Source organism: Intestinimonas timonensis (assembly GCF_900626145.1).
Lineage (GTDB): Bacteria > Bacillota > Clostridia > Oscillospirales > Oscillospiraceae > Intestinimonas > Intestinimonas aquisgranensis.
Genome location: NZ_LR130817.1, coordinates 253860 through 273302 on the forward strand (window position 1 = coordinate 253860; position 19443 = coordinate 273302).

The following is a 19443-nucleotide window of genomic DNA, read 5'->3' on the forward strand; positions in this document are numbered from 1 at the left end:
CTGCCGGGGCACTTTTTACATATCAGGAGAGCTGTGTGGGAAAAATTTTCATGCCCAGGTGCTTTACAGGGAAGGGGATTTGCGGTATTCTGGTGGTACCAATTTTGAAATGAAAGGGACGAAGGTTTCATGAGAGGAGTAGAGACCCGGATCCAGGAGATCCGGCATCGGATCTTCCGGGAGGTGGCCCGGATGGCCTACCACACGGAGTGGCCGGTAGACAAGCGGATCGAGGCCCTGCCCTATAAGATCATTCCCGGCGAGGTAGGTAACTTCCGCAACGACGTATTTCTGGAGCGTGCCATCGTGGGCGAGCGCCTGCGGCTGGCCATGGGCCTGCCCTGCCGGAGCGCGGCGGAGCATGCTCCCCTCTCCGACAATATTGAGGCGGCAGACCGGCCGGAGACCTACTATACTCCGCCCCTCATCAACGTCATCAAGTTTGCCTGCAACGGTTGTACCGAGAAGCGGGTGCTGGTGACCGAGGGCTGCCAGGGCTGCCTGGCCCACCCCTGCGTGGAGGTGTGCCCCAAGGACGCCATCAAGCTGGACCGCTACAATGGCCGGTCGGTTATCGACCAGGAGAAGTGCATCAAGTGCGGCCGCTGTGCCGATGTGTGCGCCTACCACGCCATCATCACCCAGACCCGGCCCTGCGCCGCTGCCTGCGGCATGGACGCCATCCACAGCGACGCCAACGGCAAGGCCGAGATCGACTATGACAAGTGCGTCTCCTGCGGCATGTGCCTGGTGAACTGCCCCTTCGGCGCCATCGCCGACAAGTCCCAGATCTTCCAAGTCATCCGGGCCATCCAGTCCGGTGAGCGGGTCTACGCCGCCGTGGCTCCCGCTTTCGTGGGCCAGTTCGGCCCCAAGGTCACCCCGGGCAAGCTCCGTGCCGCCATGAAGCAGCTGGGTTTTGCCGATGTCTTCGAGGTGGCCATCGGCGCCGACCTGTGTGCCGCCCAGGAGGCCGACGACTTCCTCCGGGAAGTGCCGGAGGAGCTGCCCTTCATGGGCACCTCCTGCTGCCCCGCCTGGTCGGTGATGGCCAAGAAGCTCTTCCCCGACCACGCCAACTGCATCTCCATGGCGCTCACCCCCATGACCCTCACCGCCCGACTCATCAAGCATGAGCATCCCAATGCCAAGGTGGTCTTCATCGGGCCCTGCGCCGCCAAAAAACTGGAGGCCATGCGCAAGAGTGTCCGCAGTGAGGTGGACTTTGTCCTCACCTTTGAGGAGATGGACGGCATTTTTGACGCCAAGCATGTGGATCTGGAAAACATTGCAGAGGACCCCAATGGCGTCAACGACGCCTCGACGGATGGCCGGAACTTTGCCGTCTCCGGTGGTGTAGCCCAGGCGGTGGTCAATGTTATCAAGGACCGCTATCCAGACAAGGAAGTCAAGGTCACCGGTGCGGAAGGCCTCCGGGAGTGCCGCAAGATGCTTCAGGACGCCGTGGCCGGCAAGTATCCCGGCTACCTGCTGGAGGGCATGGCCTGTCCCGGCGGCTGCGTGGCCGGTGCCGGCACCATGCAGCCCATCAAGAAGTCCCAGGCCATGGTGGGCATCTATGCCAAGCAGGCCGGTCATAAGATCGCCAGCCAGACCGAACACATTAAGGAGCTGGACAAGCTGGTGGACTGAGTTCCACACATAAAAGACGGCGGACGCCGACCTGTAAAAGGTCGCGTGTCCGCCGTCTTTGTGGTATGATGGGGAGGAGAGGGGGAAGGCATATGGCCATCAGAGAGGACCGGCGGCCCACGCTGGCGTCCTGGCCCAAGCGCATTTACGACTGGGAGGAGCTGCCGGAGCGGTTCCGCCCGGCTCTGGAGGTGTGGCGGGCACAGGGCCTGCCGCCGGGGAACGTGACCTACATCCCAAAGGTCCACCAGTACAAGAAGGGCGTGGAGTATGTGACGGCCTGGCTGGGGGAGGAAGTCCTCCTGCTGGCAGGCGACGACCAGAAGGTGGAGTCCATTTTGGTCCGGCCCGGGGATGTGGCCCGGATGACCTATACCATCCAGCTCCTGAAATGTTTCGAGGAGGTGTTGCTGGACCGGGGTGGGGAGACCGTAACGGTGGGCTTTTCCTATAATCGGACCAAGGAGGACCAGCTTTTTCCTGTTTTGAACCTGCTGCTGGGCAACGCTCCGGACCATCGGCCTGGTTTGACGCACCCTGCCGATCCCCCTTTGGAGCGGCTCCTGACAGACAGCTATGCCATGTATAACAACTCCAAGCTCTGCTACCGCTTCGGAGATACGATACGGGACAGCCTATGGGTGCCTGGCCGGAATTACGGCCTTCAGACCTTCCGCAAGCAGAAGCCGGAGTATTTTGTGGGGAGAATGGACCGAGGTGTGGTGGCCATCCACACAGATTTCTACGCCCGCCGGACGGTCTACCTCACCTGGGACCGCATCAGAGAAGTGGCGGTGGAGGAGGCGGCCTTTCGGGGACCAGGTCCCCGGCGGCGTCCTGCCCTGGTCCTGAAGACCACCTGCGGCGAGCCGGTGGCGCTGCCCCTGCTTCCAGGCCAGGAGGAGGCGGCCAAGGCGTTCGCAGCCCGGCTTCTATAACAAAAAACAGAGGGATCTTGAAGATCCCCCTGTTTTGATGCAAAAATGGTTACAGCACGAAATCCTCGTCCCGCAGCCGGGAGAAATCGGGGGCGTTGGGCCGGGGAGGCACCCGCTTCAGGGGGTCGTACCGAAAGGCGCGGCAGTGGGAGGCGGCCGGCATGACGCCCTTTTTCAGGCACATGACGGTCTCCTCATCCAGGGGAGCGCAGCGGGTACAATAGGCGCACCGGGGTTCGATCTTCTTTTCAAACAGCATCACAAAAGGCTCCCCTCTGATCCAATGGGCCGGACCCGAAAGGGGACCTGGCCAGAGGACATTATACTACACCTTTGCGCCTTTTTCTACTGGTTTTTCCCACGGCTGCCGCGGCGGCCAGGAAAAAGAGGAGCCACATGATCCAGGCGGCGGCCAGGGAGATGGTGAGGGCGCTGGAGAAGTCCACCCCGGCGATGCCCTCCACCTGCTCTGCAAGGTAGGCCGCCACCGGCTCCTCTAGGGGGAAGACCCGCAGCAACAGGCCGATGAAGAGGGCGGAGAGGCCGCCGTGGAGGAGCTTGCCGCCGATGTAGGTCTTGACGGACAGGCCGCTGCCGCCGATGAAGGAGAGGACCTGGCAGTGGACGGAGAGGCCGGCCCAGCCCAGGAGGAAGGCGGCCATGGACAGCTTTCCCGAGGTGGAACCGTCGCCGGTGAGGGTCCACACCCCGCTGGTGAGCTCGATGAGGCCGGTGAGGAGCCGCTCCGCCCACCGGGTGGAAAAGCCCAGAGGGGAGAGCAGGGCGCCCAGCAGACCGGCCAGGCCGGGCAGCAGCCCGGAGAGGAACAGCAGCTTGATGACCACCGTGAAAAAGACCACAAAGGCGCAGATGTTCAGGGTGGAGAGGAAGGAATTTTTGATGGCGCCGGTGAAGGCGGTGGTGATCCGCTCCGCCTCGAAGGTGGGGGAGACCCGCCGCTCCCGGCGTTTCCCATCCCGCTTGTAGAAGCGGAAGAGGAGCCCTACGCACACCGAGGCGGCGGCGTGGGCCAGGTAGAGGAGGAGACCCACCCTGCTGCTGGCAAAGACACCGGCTCCCACCACGCCCAGGATGAAGGCGGGCCCGGAGTTGTTGCAGAAGGCAAGCAGCCGCTCCGCCTCTGTCTTGGTGCACATGCCCTTCTGATAGAGGGAGAGGGCGGTGCGGGCGCCCACAGGGTAGCCCCCCACGAAGCCCAGGGCAAAGGCGGAGGCACAGGCACCCGGCACGTTGAAGAGGGGGCGCATGAGCCCCTCCAGGGCCCGACCGATGTAGCCCGCCAGCCCCAGATCCACCACCAGTGTGGAGAGGACGAAGAAGGGGAAGAGGGAGGGGAGGATCACGTTGTAGCACAGCCTCAACCCCTCCCGGGCCGCCTCCATGGCCTCCTGGGGCCAGAACATGAGGGCCAGGGTGGCGCACAGCAGCCCCAGCCCCAGACACAGATCCCGCACCCCCTGCCGGGAGAGCAGCTTGGACATGGGACATCACCTCCGCAGAGAAAAGCCTATGCGGGACTGGGGCTGTCCCATGCGAGAAAAAGGAGGACAAAGACCCATGGCCGAGGAACTGCGCCGGGTGGACACCCCACTGGGGCCCATTGAATACTTCCTGACGGTGAAGAGCGTCAAAAACATCAATCTCCGCATCCGGTCCGACGGCACGGCGGCGGTGTCAGTGCCCCGGCGGGTGTCGAAGGCCAGGGCCGATGACTTCGTCCGCAGCCGGGCGGCCTGGGTGATGGAGCACCAGCGTCGGCGCTCAGAGCTGGGGATACCTCTGGCGCCGCCGGAAAAGAGGGAAGCCCTGCCGGTGCTGGCCGCCGCCCTGGAGCGGGTGTATCCGCTGACCGTGCCTTTGGGGGTGAAAAAGCCGGTGCTGAAGGTCCGGTTTATGACCAGCCGGTGGGGGAGCTGCCACTGGACCAAGGGGATCGTCACCCTCAACACCGCCCTGGCGGTGGTGGAGGGTGAGCTCCAGGACTATGTGGCCCTCCATGAGCTGGTCCACTTCCTCCACCCCAACCACGGTCCGGGGTTCTACGCCGTCATGGACGCCCTCATGCCCGACTGGCAGACCCGGCGGAGGGCCCTGCGGCGCTATACCCTGGAACGTCCGGCATCCTAGAGAAGGAGACTGACCACTTTGCCTGGGACAGGCAAGGTGGGCGGCCTTTTTTCATACACATAGCCCCAAAGGGGGAGGCGCCATGGAGAAGAAGCGCAGGGAGAGCCTGCTGGAAAAGACGGCGGAGGTCTTTGACCTGCCGGGGGACGTGGTGGCGGGGCTGCCCCGGGTGGAGCTGCTGGGGGACCACCAGCTGCGGATGGAGAACCACCGGGGTATCCTGGCCTACGGCACCGACGAGATCCACATCAGCGGCGGAAAGCTCATCATAAAGGTCCGGGGGAGCGGCCTGACCCTGCGGGCCATGAACGCCTCGGAGCTCCTCATCACCGGGGAGATCGCCGGGGTGGATCTGACCTGAAAACGGGGGAGCGAGCATGCAGTTTATCGTCAATTTTCTCCGGGGGAGCGTGTGCTTCACCGTCTGCGGACCCTTCCCCGAGCGATTTCTGAACCTCTGTGCCCAGAACGGAGTGGGCTTCTGGGGCCTGGTCTGGCTGGACGCCCAGACCCTGGAGCTGAAGGTGGCCCGGCGGGACGCCCGGCGGGTGCGGGGGCTGGCGGAGAAGGTCCAGTGTGAGGCCAGGGCCAAGGGGCGGAAGGGAATGCCCTTCTTCCTGGGGGGCTTCCGGCACCGGTATGCCCTGCTCATCGGCCTGGCCCTCTCCCTGGCGGCGGTGGGGGTCCTCTCCCGGTTCATCCTCACCGTGGAGGTCTCGGGCAACGAGAACGTCCCCTCCGCCGTCATCCTGGCAGAGCTCTCCCGGCAGGGGGTTCGCCCCGGCGCCTACGGTCCGGGGCTGGACCTGCGGCGGATCAGCCAGGAGACCCTCAGCCGCATTGAGGGCCTCTCCTGGATGTCGGTGAACCTCCACGGCACCCGGGCGGAGGTGCTGGTCCGGGAGCGCAGTCCGGCGCCGGAGCTCCGGGATGAGACCACCCCCGCCCACATCGTGGCCGCCGCCGACGGCGTTTTGGAGGACGTGGAGGTGCTGGAGGGGCAGGCCCTCTTCCAGGAGGGCCAGGCGGTGCTGGCGGGGGAGGTGGTCATCAGCGGAGTGGTGGACCTGAAGGAACCCCAGTATGCCACCGTAGACGCCGGACAGCGGCTGGTCCACGCCCGGGGGAACGTCTGGGCGGCCACCTACCGCACCCTGGAGGCCTGCATCCCCCTGGAAGCCGACACCAAGGTCTATACCGGGGAGGAGGAGACGGCGTGGAGCCTCAGCGTTTTGGGTCACACGGTGAATTTTTTTGGAAAGGGTAGTATTTCCACAGCCGGTTATGATAAAATGACTACGACCCACATCCTCACCCTTCCCGGCGGCCGGGAGATGCCTCTGGCCCTGGTGAAGACGGAATACCGGGCCTATGAGACCCAGTCCGCTGCCATTCAGACGGACGCCGCCCAGGCCCTGCTGGAGGACCGGCTGCTGGAGCGGCTGGAGGGGCTCATCGGGGACGACGGCAGCGTCCTGTCCACCACCTTCTCTGTGCGGGAGGGGGACGGCCTGCTCACCGTGACCCTGAAGGCCCGATGCCGGGAGCAGATCGGCCGTGAGGTGACCTTTGCCGGCCAGGTGGGGGAGATCATCCCGGGGACCCAGACAGGGTAAGGCCCGGGAACGTGCAAGGAGCGAAGGAATTTGATCGAACAGAGCATCAATGTGGAGCGTCTGGAGGAGGCCGCGGCCCTCTTCGGCTCCTTTGACGAAAATATCCGTATCATCGAGCGGGAGCTGGACGTGTCGGTGGTGAACCGGGACGGCAGCCTGAAGGTGTCCGGCGAGGCCGAGGCGGTGATGTACGCCGTCAAGGCCATCCAGGGCCTGCTGGAGCTCTCAGGCCGGGGAGAACCCATCAATGAGCAGAACGTACGCTATATCCTCCAGCTGGTGAAGGCCGGCCAGGAGGACAAGATCGGCCAGATGGCCCGGGACGTGCTGTGCGTCACCGCCAAGGGCAAGCCCATCAAGCCCAAGACCCTGGGCCAGAAGCGGTATGTGGACGCCATCAAGGAGAACACCATCACCCTGGGCATCGGCCCGGCCGGTACCGGCAAGACCTACCTGGCGGTGGCCGCCGCCGTGGCCGCCTTCCGGGTGGGGCAGGTCAACCGCATCATCCTCACCCGGCCCGCCGTGGAGGCGGGGGAGCGATTGGGATTTTTGCCCGGCGACCTCCAGAGCAAGGTGGACCCCTACCTGCGGCCTCTCTACGACGCCCTCTTCGACATGCTGGGGGCGGAGACCTATAACAAATACCTGGAGCGGGGCAACATCGAGGTGGCGCCCCTGGCCTATATGCGCGGCCGCACCCTGGACGACTCCTTTATTATTCTGGACGAGGCCCAGAATACCTCCCGGGAGCAGATGAAGATGTTCCTCACCCGTATGGGCTTCGGCTCCAAGATCGTCATCACCGGCGACGTCACCCAGATCGACCTGCCCAAGGACACCGTCTCCGGCCTGAAGGAGGCCATGCGGGTGCTCAACGGCGTGGAGGACATCGCTATCTGCAAGCTCAGCGGCGCCGACGTGGTCCGCCATGTCATCGTCCAGCGCATCATCAAGGCCTACGAGGAGGATGAGCACAGCCGCAAGTCCGAGGAGGGCAAGCGGAAGTGACCGCCAGAGAGGGGAGAGAGGACCCGTGAGCACGGAGCATAGTATCATCATCGAATCAGAGCTGGAGGAGGATACCGGTACCTGGGAGACGCTGCTCAGCAGGGTCATCCCGGCGGCCCTGGAGGCCGAGGGGGTGACCGTTCCCTGTGAGGTGGACGTGCTCCTCACCGACGACGAGGGCATCCACCAGATCAATTTGGAGCAGCGTGAGGTGGATCGCCCCACCGACGTGCTCAGCTTCCCCATGTTTGAGTTTGCCCCCGGTGAGCCGCCCACCGACGACGCCGACGCTGACCCGGAGACCGGCCTGGTGCCCCTGGGAGACATGGTGATCTCCCTGGAGCGGGCCAGGGCCCAGGGGGAGGAGTACGGCCACGGCACTGAGCGGGAGGTGGCCTATCTGGCCGTCCACTCGGTGCTCCACCTGCTGGGCTACGACCATATGGACGAGGGCCATATGAAAGCCCAGATGCGGGCCCGGGAGGAAGCCATTTTGAACAGCCTGGGGATCTCCCGGGACTGAACCAGTATGACAAGCAGATAAACTAAATGCTCAAGAAAGTTGAGGATCACCTATGAAAATCAAAAAATCCGGCATGATCTCTATTGTGGGCCGGCCCAACGTGGGCAAGTCCACCCTGACCAACGCCCTGGTGGGGGAGAAAATCGCCATCGTCACCAACAAGCCCCAGACCACCCGGAACCGCATCTGCGCCATCGTCAACCGGGGGGAGTGCCAGTATGTGTTCATGGATACCCCCGGCCTCCACAGAGCCCGGACCCGGCTGGGCGAGTATATGGTGGGGGTGGTGAAGGAGAGCGTGGCCGACGTGGACGCCGTGCTCCTGCTGGTGGAGCCCATCCCCAACGTGGGCGCCCCTGAGGCTGAGCTCATGGAGCGCATCAAGGCCCTGGGTGTCCCTGCCGTGCTGGTCATCAACAAGATCGACACGGTGGAGAAGGAGAAGCTTCTGGCCGTCATGCAGACCTACCAGGCCGCCCACGACTTCCAGGCCATCGTCCCCATCTCCGCCAAGACCGGCGAGGGGGTGGAGGAGCTGCTGGACCTCCTGGCGGCCTATCTGCCCGAGGGTCCCCAGCTCTTCCCCGAGGACATGGTCACCGACCAGCCCGAGCGGCAGGTGTGCGCCGAGATCATCCGGGAAAAACTCCTCCTGTGCTTGGACAAGGAGATCCCTCACGGCACGGCGGTGGAGCTCACCAAGTTCTCCGAGCGCATCGACAGCGGCATCATCGACATCGACGCCACCATCTTCTGTGAGAAGGCCAGCCACAAGGGCATCATCATCGGTAAGAACGGTGCCATGCTGAAAAAGATCTCCTCTCTGGCCCGGAAGGACATCGAGACCTTCATGGGCGCCAAGGTCTACCTGGAGACCTGGGTAAAAGTGAAAGAAAATTGGAGAGATAATTTGAATTTTATCCACGACGTGGGTTACCGGGAGGACTGACCGCAAAATTTACCGTGTATGACCCGTTATGGCATCAGGCAACCTAAGCACAAAGGGGGCCTGATGGATTGTGAACAGTCAGATGCTTTGGGAACTCTTTCTGGCCACCGGACTGCCGGAGGCCTACGCCCTCTACCGCCTCCTGCTGGAAGCGGAGGAGGCGGAAAAGACCGCATAGGGGCGCGCTCAGCGCCCCTTACATACAGGTGATGCTATGCACATCAAGACCCAGGGACTCATCCTCCGAGAGACCAACTACAAAGAGGCGGACAAGATCCTCACCGTGCTCACCCGGGAGGGAGGCAGGCGGACGGTGAAAGCCCGGGGCTGCCGCCGAAAGAACAGCCCCCTGGCCGCCTCCGCCCAGCTGTTGGTGTGGTCGGACATGACTCTCTTTGATTATCGGGACAGGCTCACCCTCAATGAGGCTGAGCCCCTGGAACTCTTCTGGGGCGTGCGCTCCGACGTGGACAAGCTGGCCCTGGGCTCCTACTTTGCTGAAGTGGCCGAGGCGGTGGCCGAGGAGGGACGGCCCGACCAGGCCCTTTTGTCCCTGGTGCTCAACTCCCTTTACGCCTTGGACAAACTGAAAAAGCCCCTCCCCCTGGTAAAGGCGGCCTTCGAGCTCAAGCTCCTCTGCGTGGCGGGCTATGAGCCCCTTCTGGACGCCTGCGCCGTCTGCGGCGAGGAGGAACCGGCAGATCCCCGGCTGGACATCGAAGAGGGCGTCCTCCACTGCGCCGCCTGCGGCCTTGGGGACGGCGCCAGCCGCACTCTGGACTGCACCAGTCTGGCCGCCATGCGCCATGTGGTGTATGGCGACCCAAAGCGGCTCTTCTCCTTCCCCATGGACGCCCCCGGCATGGCCAAAATGTCCACCGCCTGTGAAGATTTCCTTCGCACCCAGCTGGACCGGGGCTTCCGCACCCTGGACTTTTATCATCAGCTCACCGACGCCGCTCCAGCGGCGTCTCAACCACAACAAGGAGGTGCTGCGCCGTGAAGCTCTATATCGTGGACGCCTTTACCACTCAGCGTTTTTCTGGCAACCAGGCGGGGGTGGCCCTGCTGACTTCAGAGGAGCCGGAGCTCACTGATGCCTTCTGTCAGGCCCTGGCCGCTGAGCTCAAGCATTCCGAGACCGCCTTTGTCCGGCCCACCGGACCGGCCTCCTTCCGCCTGCGCTATTTCACCCCAGAGGGGGAGGTGGACCTGTGCGGCCACGCCACCATCGCCGCCTTCACCACCCTGCGGGAGGCCGAGGGCCTGGCGCCGGGTACCTACCGGGCCTCCACCCTGGCGGGGGAGCTGAGCATCCAGGTCTCCGACCAGGCGGTGTGGATGGATATGGCGCCGCCGGTAGAGGGACGGGGCTTCTCCCCTGAGGAGACGGCGGAGCTCTACGCCGCTTACGGCCTGAGCGCGGCAGACTGCCCGGAGGGCTATGCCCCCATGGTGGTGAGCACCGGCCTCCAGGACATCCTGCTGCCTGTAAGCAGCATGGCGGCCCTGAAAAAGGCCCAGCAGGACGAGCGGACCGTCACCGAGCTGTCTAAACACTACGGCGTGGTGGGCGTTCACATGTTCTGGCCCTGTCTCAATGAAGAGGCTACTGCCCACTGCCGGAACTTCGCTCCCCTCTATGCCATCCCCGAGGAGGCCGCCACCGGCACCTCCAACGGTGCCCTGACCTACTACCTTTACCGCCGGGGAAAGATCGCCGCCGGGGCGGAGAACCGCTTTGTCCAGGGGGAGAAAATGGGCAAGCCCTCCGAGATCCTCAGCCGCCTCACCGAAGGGGCGGACGGGGTCAAGGTCCAGGTGGGGGGACGGGCGGTGCTGGCCATCCAGGCTCAACTGCTCTGATACATCGTAAAACCTGCAAGGAGAACCATCCATGACCGATCTGTTTGAAAAATCCATCCAGACCCTGGAGCTGCCCAGAGTGCTGGAGTTATTGGCGGCCCAGGCGGCCACCGAGGAGGGCAAGGACCGGTGCCGGGCCCTGCGGCCATTTACCGACCCCGATGACGTCCAGCGTCTTCAAAAGGAGACCTCCGCCGCCTGCTCCATGATCGTCCTCCGGGGCACCCCGCCCCTCTCCGGCGTCCGGCCGGTTGCGGCCTCCCTCCAGCGGGCCGATATGGGGGGCGCCCTCAACACCCGGGAGCTGCTGGACATCGCCGCCCTCCTGCGCTGCGCCCGCTCCGCCAAGGAGTACGCCACGGGGGAGGGGAACGCCAAGACCTGCATCGACCACCTCTTTTCCTCCCTCCAGGCCAACCGGTATCTGGAGGACCGGATCAGCGGGTCCATCCTCTCCGAGGAGGAGATCGCCGACGCCGCCAGCCCCGAGCTGGCCGACATCCGGCGGCACATCCGGGCCTCCTCCTCCAAGGTCCGGGACATCCTCCAGAAGCTCATCTCCTCCTCTCAGTCCAAGTACCTCCAGGAGTCCATCATCACCATGCGCTCCGGCCGGTACGTGGTGCCGGTGAAGTCGGAGTGCAAGAACGAGATCCCCGGCCTGGTCCACGACGTGTCCGGCTCCGGCGGCACCTTCTTCATCGAGCCCATGGCGGTGGTCAAGACCAACAACGAGCTCCGGGAGCTCCAGTCCCGGGAGGAGAAGGAGATCGAGCGCATCCTCCGGGAGCTCTCCGCCGAGTGCGCCGCCCACAAGGAGGACATCGCCCAGGACTACGACCTCCTCGTCCTCATCGACTGCATCTTCGCCCGGGCCCGGCTCTCGGACAAGCTTCGCTGTACCGAGCCCAGGCTGGCCAAGAAGGGGATCACCCTGCGGAAGGCCCGCCACCCACTGCTGGACCCCAAGAAGGCGGTGGCCAACGACCTCCACCTGGGGGACCAGTTTGACACCCTGGTCATCACCGGCCCCAACACCGGCGGCAAGACGGTGACCCTCAAGACCATCGGCCTGCTGACCCTCATGGCCCAGTGCGGCCTCCACATCCCCGCCGATGACGACAGCACCGTGGTGGTCTTTGACCATGTCCTCTCCGACATCGGCGACGAGCAGTCCATCGCCCAGAGCCTGTCCACCTTCTCCTCCCACATGGTGAACATCGTGGGCATTCTGGAGGAGTGCGGTCCCGGCTCCCTCATCCTCTTCGACGAGCTGGGGGCGGGCACCGACCCGGTGGAGGGCGCCGCCCTGGCCGCCGCCATCATTGAGTCGGCCCGGGAGCGGGGCGCTCTGGTGTGTGCCACCACTCACTACGCCGAGCTGAAGGTGTACGCCATGACCACCAAGGGGGTGGAGAACGCCTCCTGCGAGTTCAATGTAGAGACCCTGGCCCCCACCTATAAGCTCCTCATCGGGGTGCCGGGCAAGTCCAACGCCTTCGCCATCTCCCGCCGCCTGGGGCTGCCCCAGGCCATCATCGACAAGGCCGCTGCCCGCATCGACGCCGAGAATGTCCGCTTCGAGGACGTCCTCACCCAGCTGGACCGGCAGCGTCAGCAGATGGAAAAGGAGAAGGATGAGGCCCGAAAGCTCCGCCGGGAGATGGAGGAGTCGGCTAAGACTGCCCGGGAGTACCGGGAGAGGCTGGAGAAGGAGAAGGCCAAGGCGGTGGAGAAGGCTCAGGCCGAGGCCAGGGCCATCATCCAGGAGGCCCGGGATACTGCCGACAAGGTCTTTGCCGAGCTCAACGAGATGCGCCGCCGCCAGGAGAAAGAGGCCGACTGGCTGGAGCAGAACCAGCGCCGGTCCGACCTGCGTCGGCAGCTCAATGAGGCCGAGGACGCTTTGGGGTCCCACGAGGACCTGCCCGTACCGCCGCCCACCCGGCCCGCCAAGGCGGGGGACACGGTGGAGCTGGTAAAGATGGGTACCCGGGCCAGCGTCATCTCCGTCAACAAGGACGGTTCCCTCCAGCTCCAGGCGGGCATTTTGAAGATCACCGCCAAGCAGGAGGAGGTCCGTGTGGTGGAGGATGCCGACGGCGGCAAGAAGCAGGCCGTTCAGATCGCCCAGCGGGCCGAGCACAAGCTGCGTTCTCTGGGCGCCTCCCCCGAGGTGGACCTGCGGGGCATGATGACCGACGAGGCTCTGCTGGTGCTGGACCGCTTTTTGGACAGTGCCGTCATGGGCCGGCTGGATACGGTGACGGTCATCCATGGCAAAGGTACCGGCGCCGTCCGCAAGGCGGTACGGGATCATCTGAAGCGGAGCAAGTACGTCAGATCCTTCCGACCCGGTCGGTTTGGCGAGGGCGAGGACGGCGTCACCGTGGTGGAGCTGCGCTGAATGTTTTTCTCCAAAAGGACTTGCGGAGAGAAAAGAGTTAAAGCTGGATAAAAGTGCCATGATTTCTCTAAAGAATGGGTAAAATGAGTCTATTTTGACGAAGCACTGAGCACAAGAGCGAATTTTTCTTGGGAATCTCCGTGAATTTGTGCAAAATGTCATTGACGGTTTCACCGAAATTTGGTATGCTAGATACGCAAACATTGCATTGTTTGAGGGGGGAACACAATTGTATATCAAAGAGGCTGTTGTGAACAATCAGGTGGGTCTCCACGCTAGGCCGGCTACGTTTTTCATCCAGAAGGCCAATGAGTTCAAGAGTTCCATCTGGGTGGAGAAGGACGAGCGCAGGGTGAATGCCAAGAGCCTGCTGGGTGTCCTCTCTCTGGGCATCGTAAAGGGCACCGCTATCAACCTGATCGCGGACGGTCCCGACGAGAAGGAGGCCGTCGAGGCGCTCATCGAGCTGATCTCCAGTAACTTCTCGGAGTAATCCGATCTCTGCAGAAAAAGCGCCGCAATGCGGCGCTTTTTTTGATCTTATGGAAGTGATACCATTGGGTGAGCTGGTACGGGAATACGACCGGCAGCTGGAGTGGCTCCGGCGCCGGGAGGAGCAGCTGTTTCGGCGGGATGCTGCCCGGCGAAAGGGGCGCGTGATGTCCTGGGCGGAAAAGCGGGTACCGGACAAGCTGATGGCCACTATGGACGCCGCCTTTTATACTGCTTTCCAAGTGCTGTTCCAGCGGGGGACCGGCCTGCTGGGACGAACCATTCCGACCAGAAAGCTGTTGGGAGAGCGGTATCTCAAGGAGTATGCCATCAAAAAGGCGCCGGGTGCCAGGAGCATGGGTGCCTTTCACCGGAGCGCCGCGCTCAGCGGCGCGCTGACCACGGCGGCGGCCACGGCGGAGGGGTGCGTGCTTGGTCTGCTGGGCATGGGGCTGCCTGATATCCCCATCCTCATGTCCATCCTGCTCCGGGCGGTCTACCACACGGCGGTGCGGTATGGCTTTGCCTACGATACCAAAGGGGAGCGCTCCTATATCCTCCTGCTCCTGTGTGCCGCCCTGACCACCGGTCCCGACCGGAAAACTTATAGTGACAGGGCGGATGAGCTGGGGCGGCTGCTGGATCAGGAGCAGGTCCCTTGGGTGGATCTGGAGGCCCAGATGCGGGAGGCGGCCAAGGCTCTGGCCGGCGCCATGCTGGTGGCCAAGTTCCTCCAGGGCATGACCATCATCGGCGTGGTGGGCGGCGCCAGCAACTTTTCCACCAGCCGCCGGGTGACTGAGATGGCCAATCTGAAGTACCAGCGGCGATTCTTGGAAAAAAAGCGCCGCAAACTGACCAAAGCCTGACCGGATGATAGGAAGAAAGGAGATGACCTCGGATGACTTTTGACGAATTAAAGGAAAAAGCCCATGCCCTGCCGCTGAAGCCCGGCGTCTACATCATGCAGGATGCCAAAAACGAGGTCATCTACGTGGGCAAGGCCAAGGCGCTCAAGAACCGGGTGAGCCAGTACTTTGCCGACCTGGCCTCCCACACGGAAAAGACCCGGGCCATGGTGAGCCAGATCGACCACTTCGACGTCATCATCGCCGACAGCGAGTTTGAGGCACTGGTACTGGAGTGCTCCCTCATCAAACGCCACCAGCCCCGTTACAACATCCTTCTGAAGGACGACAAGGGCTACCCATATATCCGCCTCACCGTCCAGGAGGCGTACCCCAAGTTCTCTCTGGCAAACCGGCCGGCGGAGGACGGCGCCCGGTACTTCGGTCCCTACGGCAGCCGGGGTGCTACCCAGGACATCGTTGAAGCCATCCAGTCCGCCCTGCGCCTGCCCAAGTGCCGGAAGAAGTTTCCACGGGATATCGGCAAGGAGCGGCCCTGCCTCTACTACCGCATGGGCCAGTGCGACGGCTACTGCCGCCCGGAGATGGACCAGAGCCGCTATCAGGAGAACATCGACCAGGCCATTCGCCTTTTGGAGGGAAAGTACGAGGAGGTCTGTGACGACCTCCGGGCCGAGATGGAGCAGGCCGCCGAGGAGCTGCGCTTCGAGCGGGCCGCCGAGCTCCGGGACCGTATCGCCGCCATGGAACTGCTGGGCAAGCGGCAGAAGGTGGTGGCGGGGAGCCTGTCCGACACCGACGTAGTGGGCTTTCACCGTGGGGAGGCCAAGAGCTGCTTTGTGGTCCTCCACTTTGTGGACGGCGACCTGGCCGCCAAGGACATGGACCTCATCGAGACCCCGGTGGAGGAGGCCAAAGAGGATACCGTCTCCGCCCTGGTGAAGCAGTATTACGGCGGACGGGGCGCTCTGCCCAAGCAGATTCTACTGCCCTGCGATATCGAGGACGAGGTGCCGGTGACGAGAATGCTCTCTGAGGCCTGCGGTCACCGGGTGGCCCTCATGACCCCCCAGCGTGGGGCCAAGATGGACCTCATCCGCCTGGCCAACAAGAACGCCGTGGAGGAGGTGGAACGGGCCACCTCCCGGGAGGAGCGGCAGTCCAAGCTCATGGAGGCCTTGGGGAAGATGCTGGGCCTTTCGGAGCCGCCCAGGCGGATCGAGGCCTACGATATTTCCAACACCGGAGACACCAACATTGTGGCCTCTATGACCGTCTTTATCGATGGACGGCCATTGAAACGGGATTACCGACACTTCAAGCTCAAGGACATGGTCCACGCTGACGACTACGGCTCCATGGAGCAGGTCCTCACCCGCCGGTTCCGCCGGTACCTGGATGGAGACGAGAAGTTCGGAGACCTGCCTGACCTTCTCCTCATCGACGGCGGCGAGAACCACGCCAAGGTGGCCGTTCGGGTGCTGGAGGAGGTGGGACTCTCCATCCCCGTCTTCGGCATGGTGAAGGACGACCGCCACCGCACCCGGGCCCTGGTGGACCCGGCAGGCAGCGAGATTGGCATCCAGCAGATCCCGGCGGTCTTTGCCCTGGTGGGCCGCATCCAGGAGGAGACCCACCGCTTCGCCATCGAGTTCCAGCGCCTCCAACAGTCCAAGGGGGTGAAGGGCTCCGCCCTGGACCAGATCCCCGGGGTGGGGGAGAAGCGGCGAAACGAGCTGCTGCGGCACTTCAAGAGCATCAAAAACATCAAGGCGGCCTCTCTGACGGCGCTGGAGGAGGCCGTGCCAAAGAATACCGCCCGGGCGGTTTACGACCATTTCCATCCGCGGACAGCGGAGGAGGGAGAGCCATGAAACGGAAAACGCCGATTTTGCTTCTGACGATGCTGTTCTCCCTTGTTCTCGCCGCCTGCGGCGGGCAGGAGGCGGCCACTCCAGCCCCCGCCGACGTAACGGCGGCGGAGCTGGCACGGACGGTGGTGGAAAGCCAGGATGATCTGTCCGGTCTGCCCACTCTGGAGGGGCAGGACCTCACCGACCACCTCTCTGCCTTCTGCGGCCTGGAAACATGGGAAGACGGAGCGGTGTACGCCGCCGGCGGCATGGACGCCCGGGAGGTCACTGTGGTGCTGCTCTCTGACGAAGAGGCGGCGGAGACGGCGGCGGACATTTTGGAGAACTACCGGCTGGAGCGGCAGGGGGACTTCTTCGGCTACGCCCCGGAGGAGGCCGACCGGCTGGACCGGGCGGCGGTCCTCCAGCGGGGCTGCTACGCCGCCCTGCTGGTCTGCGACGACCCGGAGTCGGCCAGGGAGGCCTTTGACGCCTGCCTGGCAGGAGAACTTGCATCACCGGTGGAAGAAGAGGGGGAGCCGGTCCTCTCCGTACCCCCTGAGGAGCCGGAGGCCACCCAGGTGATGGCGCCGGAGACCGAGCTTCCGGAGCCCACGACCACACCCACGCCTAGTCTTACGCCGGAGCCTTCAGAGCTGCCGGAAGAGTCGCAACGGCCCATCCTGAACCCGGATTTGGACACCAGCGGTTTTGTCCCGTTCACGGCGCCCAACGACGCCAACATGGAGCTCTACGAGACCTCCGCTATCCAGACGGCGTGGGAGACCGGCAACGAGGACGGACTATCCGACAAGGATGCCGCCATTCTGGAAAAATGCCGGGAGGTGCTGGGGGAAATCATCACCGATGACATGACCGACTTCCAGAAGGAGCTGGCCGTCCACGACTGGATCGTGGAGCACGGCAGCTATGACCAGACGGTGCACAGCAATCCCGGCCACAGCGGCCGTACCGGCTACCGGGACCCCTATGGCATCCTGGTGGGGGGCTATGGAAACTGCCTGGGCTACTCCACCACCTTCCAGCTCCTCATGGATCTGTGCGATGTAGAGTGCATCACCGTGGTGGGTGCCGCCTTCGACTCCATGGAGGACCACGCCTGGAACATGGTGAAGCTGGACGGGGAGTGGTACTGCGTGGACGTGACCTGGGACGACCCCACCATGGGGAACGGCAACACCAATTCTGTGATCCGCCACCGCTACTTCAACGTGACCAGCGACCGGATGCGGGACACCGACCACCAGTGGGACTATCTGTACGTACCGGAGGCCACCGCCACCCATTACTTCTGGGATGGGGCGGGGGCGCTGCCGCAATAAAGCAAAAGGAGGGTGACCGCCATGCGCGTCATCACAGGAACGGCCCGGGGCCGGAAGCTCAAGGAGCTCCAAGGTATGGAGACCAGACCCACCACCGACAAGGTGAAGGAGTCTCTCTTCAACATCATCCAGTTCGACATTGAGGGCCGGAAGGTGCTGGACCTCTTCGGCGGCACTGGCCAACTGGGCATCGAGTGCCTGAGCCGTGGGGCGGCCCACTGCACCTTTGTAGATCTGCGGAAGGAGGCCGCCGCCCTCATTCGGGACAACGTGGCCCTGTGCGGCTTCACTGACCGGGCCAAGGTGATCCAGGGGGACTACCTCTCTTTCCTCACCAGCTGCCGGGAAAAATTCGATCTCATTCTGCTGGACCCGCCCTACGCCAGTGGATTGCTAGAAAAAGCCCTGGAGACAGCGGCGGGAATTGACATCTTGTCGGAAAATGGTATAATGGTCTGCGAAAGTGCCGCGGAAACTGTCCTGCCCACGCTTTCCGAGCCCTATCGGAAGGGGAAGGACTACCGCTACGGCAAGATCAAGCTCACCGTCTACCGCAGGGACGCGTGAGCCCATTCCCGCATTAGGGGGCAAACGACATGAAGACCGCCATTTACCCCGGCAGCTTCGACCCCATCACCCTGGGGCATTTGAATATCATCAAGCGTGCGGCGCTATGCTTTGACAAGCTCATCGTCTGCGTAATGGTCAATTCCCAGAAGAATGGGCTGTTCACCCCGGATGAGCGGGTGGAGCTCATCCGGCGGGTGGTCTCCCAGCTGCCCAACGTGGAGGTGGACGCCTCCTCCGTACTCCTGGCCGAGTACGCCAGGCAGCGCCGGGCCAGGGTCATCGTCAAGGGACTCCGGGCCGTGTCCGACTTCGAGAGCGAGGTCCAGATGGCGGTGGTCAACCGGAAGCTCAACCCCAATGTGGACACCATGTTCCTTCCCTCCAACGAGAAGTATACCTACCTCAGCTCCACCGTGGTGAAAGAGATGGTGCGTTACGGTGTGGAGCTGTCCGACTTTATCCCGCGGGAGATCATCGAGGACGTGAAAAAGAAAATGAACGACAGCAGGAGGGACGTCTGATGGCGACCGGCGTAGAAGAATTGGTGGATATGCTCTTTTCCATGATCGACGAGGCGAAGGGTGTGCCCCTGAGCAGCGATAAGTGCATCATTGAGCGGGACAAGGCCCTGGATCTGCTGGATGAGATCAAGGCCCAGTTCCCCGTGGAGCTGGGTGAGGCCAAGAAGCTCCTGGCTGCCCGTGCGGATTACATCGCCTCTGCCAAGCGTGAGGGAGAGCTCATCCGCAAGCAGGCCGAGGAGAAGGCCCGGCAGATGCTGGCTGAGGACGAGCTCACCGCTCAGGCCAAGCAGAAGGCCAACGAGATGATCAAGGTGGCCGAGGACCGCAGCCGGGAGCTGCGCCGGGCCGCCAACGAGTACTGTGAGGATGCCCTCCGCCGTACCGAAGAGGCTGTCAGCGAGGCCTATGATGAGATTAAGCGTTCCCGTGCCCGGTTCCGGGCGGCGGCGGCCGGTGTGCAGCAGCCCGCCGCCGGCGGTGGCGCCCCCGCTCAGGGCAGCCGTACCGTTTATGACGCCGCGGCTGACGAGTAAAAGAAGAGACCATTTGCAGCGGGACAGGTCCAGGGACCTGTCCCGCTGAGCCTGTCGACAAAGTCGACAGGCTCTCTCAAAAATGCAGGCATTTTTTCGAAAAGATGCAGGCCGCTGCATCGCACTCGCTTCGCTCGCACGTTTGCGG

The 19443-nt window shown here is 63.5% G+C and carries 20 protein-coding genes; 18 read left to right on the forward strand and 2 right to left on the reverse strand.

Features of this window, described 5'->3' with window-relative positions; translation table 11 throughout:
- Positions 1 to 129 precede the first annotated feature (129 nt).
- Together E0E29_RS07395 and E0E29_RS07400 are read left to right on the forward strand one after the other, a co-directional pair.
- Positions 130 to 1653, forward strand: coding sequence for a 4Fe-4S dicluster domain-containing protein (locus E0E29_RS07395; protein ID WP_130849317.1), 1524 nt, complete (start codon positions 130 to 132; stop codon positions 1651 to 1653).
- Positions 1654 to 1745: 92 nt separating this feature from the next.
- The gene (locus tag E0E29_RS07400; RefSeq protein ID WP_130849318.1) at positions 1746 to 2591 is read left to right on the forward strand and encodes a hypothetical protein; all 846 of its coding nucleotides are present in this window, start codon (positions 1746 to 1748) and stop codon (positions 2589 to 2591) included.
- A 49-nt stretch (positions 2592 to 2640) separates the two neighbouring features.
- Here the strand turns inward: E0E29_RS07400 and E0E29_RS07405 are convergent, their stop codons facing one another.
- On the reverse strand, positions 2641 to 2850 hold the full coding sequence (locus tag E0E29_RS07405; RefSeq protein ID WP_130849319.1) for a hypothetical protein: 210 nt from the start codon (positions 2848 to 2850) through the stop codon (positions 2641 to 2643).
- Between the two features lie 61 nt (positions 2851 to 2911).
- A complete protein-coding gene (locus E0E29_RS07410) occupies positions 2912 to 4093 on the reverse strand; it encodes a nucleoside recognition domain-containing protein (RefSeq protein ID WP_130849320.1) in 1182 nt (393 codons plus the stop codon).
- A gap of 76 nt (positions 4094 to 4169) precedes the next feature.
- Here E0E29_RS07410 and E0E29_RS07415 point away from each other — a divergent pair, with 76 nt between their 5' ends.
- From E0E29_RS07415 to E0E29_RS07490, 16 genes are all read left to right on the forward strand, one after another.
- Entirely contained in the window at positions 4170 to 4739 is a 570-nt protein-coding gene (locus E0E29_RS07415; protein WP_165449834.1) for a M48 family metallopeptidase, read from the forward strand.
- An 82-nt stretch (positions 4740 to 4821) separates the two neighbouring features.
- On the forward strand, positions 4822 to 5100 hold the full coding sequence (locus tag E0E29_RS07420) for a YabP/YqfC family sporulation protein (RefSeq protein WP_130849322.1): 279 nt from the start codon (positions 4822 to 4824) through the stop codon (positions 5098 to 5100).
- Positions 5101 to 5116: 16 nt separating this feature from the next.
- Entirely contained in the window at positions 5117 to 6355 is a 1239-nt protein-coding gene (locus tag E0E29_RS07425) for a sporulation protein YqfD (RefSeq protein ID WP_130849323.1), read from the forward strand.
- A 30-nt stretch (positions 6356 to 6385) separates the two neighbouring features.
- Positions 6386 to 7366 (forward strand): PhoH family protein, encoded by a 981-nt coding sequence (locus E0E29_RS07430; protein ID WP_130849324.1) that lies wholly within the window; start codon positions 6386 to 6388, stop codon positions 7364 to 7366.
- Positions 7367 to 7391: 25 nt separating this feature from the next.
- Complete coding sequence (gene ybeY / locus E0E29_RS07435; RefSeq protein WP_242622429.1) at positions 7392 to 7889, forward strand: rRNA maturation RNase YbeY; 498 nt, start codon at positions 7392 to 7394, stop codon at positions 7887 to 7889.
- Positions 7890 to 7941: 52 nt separating this feature from the next.
- On the forward strand, positions 7942 to 8838 hold the full coding sequence (gene era, locus E0E29_RS07440; RefSeq protein ID WP_130849326.1) for a GTPase Era: 897 nt from the start codon (positions 7942 to 7944) through the stop codon (positions 8836 to 8838).
- A gap of 214 nt (positions 8839 to 9052) precedes the next feature.
- A complete protein-coding gene (gene recO / locus E0E29_RS07445) occupies positions 9053 to 9841 on the forward strand; it encodes a DNA repair protein RecO (RefSeq protein WP_130849327.1) in 789 nt (262 codons plus the stop codon).
- Positions 9838 to 10704: a PhzF family phenazine biosynthesis protein gene (locus tag E0E29_RS07450; RefSeq protein ID WP_130849328.1), complete on the forward strand. Its 867-nt coding sequence runs from the start codon at positions 9838 to 9840 to the stop codon at positions 10702 to 10704. The genes recO and E0E29_RS07450 overlap by 4 nt, the downstream gene beginning before the upstream one ends.
- Positions 10705 to 10735: 31 nt before the next feature.
- A complete protein-coding gene (locus E0E29_RS07455; RefSeq protein ID WP_130849329.1) occupies positions 10736 to 13111 on the forward strand; it encodes an endonuclease MutS2 in 2376 nt (791 codons plus the stop codon).
- 229 nt (positions 13112 to 13340) lie between these two features.
- Complete coding sequence (locus E0E29_RS07460) at positions 13341 to 13604, forward strand: HPr family phosphocarrier protein (RefSeq protein WP_033116234.1); 264 nt, start codon at positions 13341 to 13343, stop codon at positions 13602 to 13604.
- A gap of 64 nt (positions 13605 to 13668) precedes the next feature.
- Positions 13669 to 14472: an EcsC family protein gene (locus tag E0E29_RS07465; RefSeq protein ID WP_165449835.1), complete on the forward strand. Its 804-nt coding sequence runs from the start codon at positions 13669 to 13671 to the stop codon at positions 14470 to 14472.
- Between the two features lie 32 nt (positions 14473 to 14504).
- Positions 14505 to 16346, forward strand: a complete 1842-nt coding sequence (gene uvrC / locus E0E29_RS07470; RefSeq protein ID WP_130849331.1) for an excinuclease ABC subunit UvrC — start codon at positions 14505 to 14507, stop codon at positions 16344 to 16346.
- Positions 16343 to 17668: a transglutaminase domain-containing protein gene (locus tag E0E29_RS07475; RefSeq protein ID WP_130849332.1), complete on the forward strand. Its 1326-nt coding sequence runs from the start codon at positions 16343 to 16345 to the stop codon at positions 17666 to 17668. Before uvrC ends, E0E29_RS07475 begins: the two co-directional genes overlap by 4 nt.
- 12 nt (positions 17669 to 17680) lie before the next feature.
- A complete protein-coding gene (gene rsmD / locus E0E29_RS07480; RefSeq protein WP_341273103.1) occupies positions 17681 to 18235 on the forward strand; it encodes a 16S rRNA (guanine(966)-N(2))-methyltransferase RsmD in 555 nt (184 codons plus the stop codon).
- Positions 18236 to 18264: 29 nt separating this feature from the next.
- Positions 18265 to 18759: a pantetheine-phosphate adenylyltransferase gene (gene coaD, locus E0E29_RS07485; RefSeq protein WP_130849334.1), complete on the forward strand. Its 495-nt coding sequence runs from the start codon at positions 18265 to 18267 to the stop codon at positions 18757 to 18759.
- Positions 18759 to 19295 (forward strand): hypothetical protein, encoded by a 537-nt coding sequence (locus E0E29_RS07490; protein ID WP_242622430.1) that lies wholly within the window; start codon positions 18759 to 18761, stop codon positions 19293 to 19295. Before coaD ends, E0E29_RS07490 begins: the two co-directional genes overlap by 1 nt.
- Positions 19296 to 19443 lie beyond the last annotated feature (148 nt).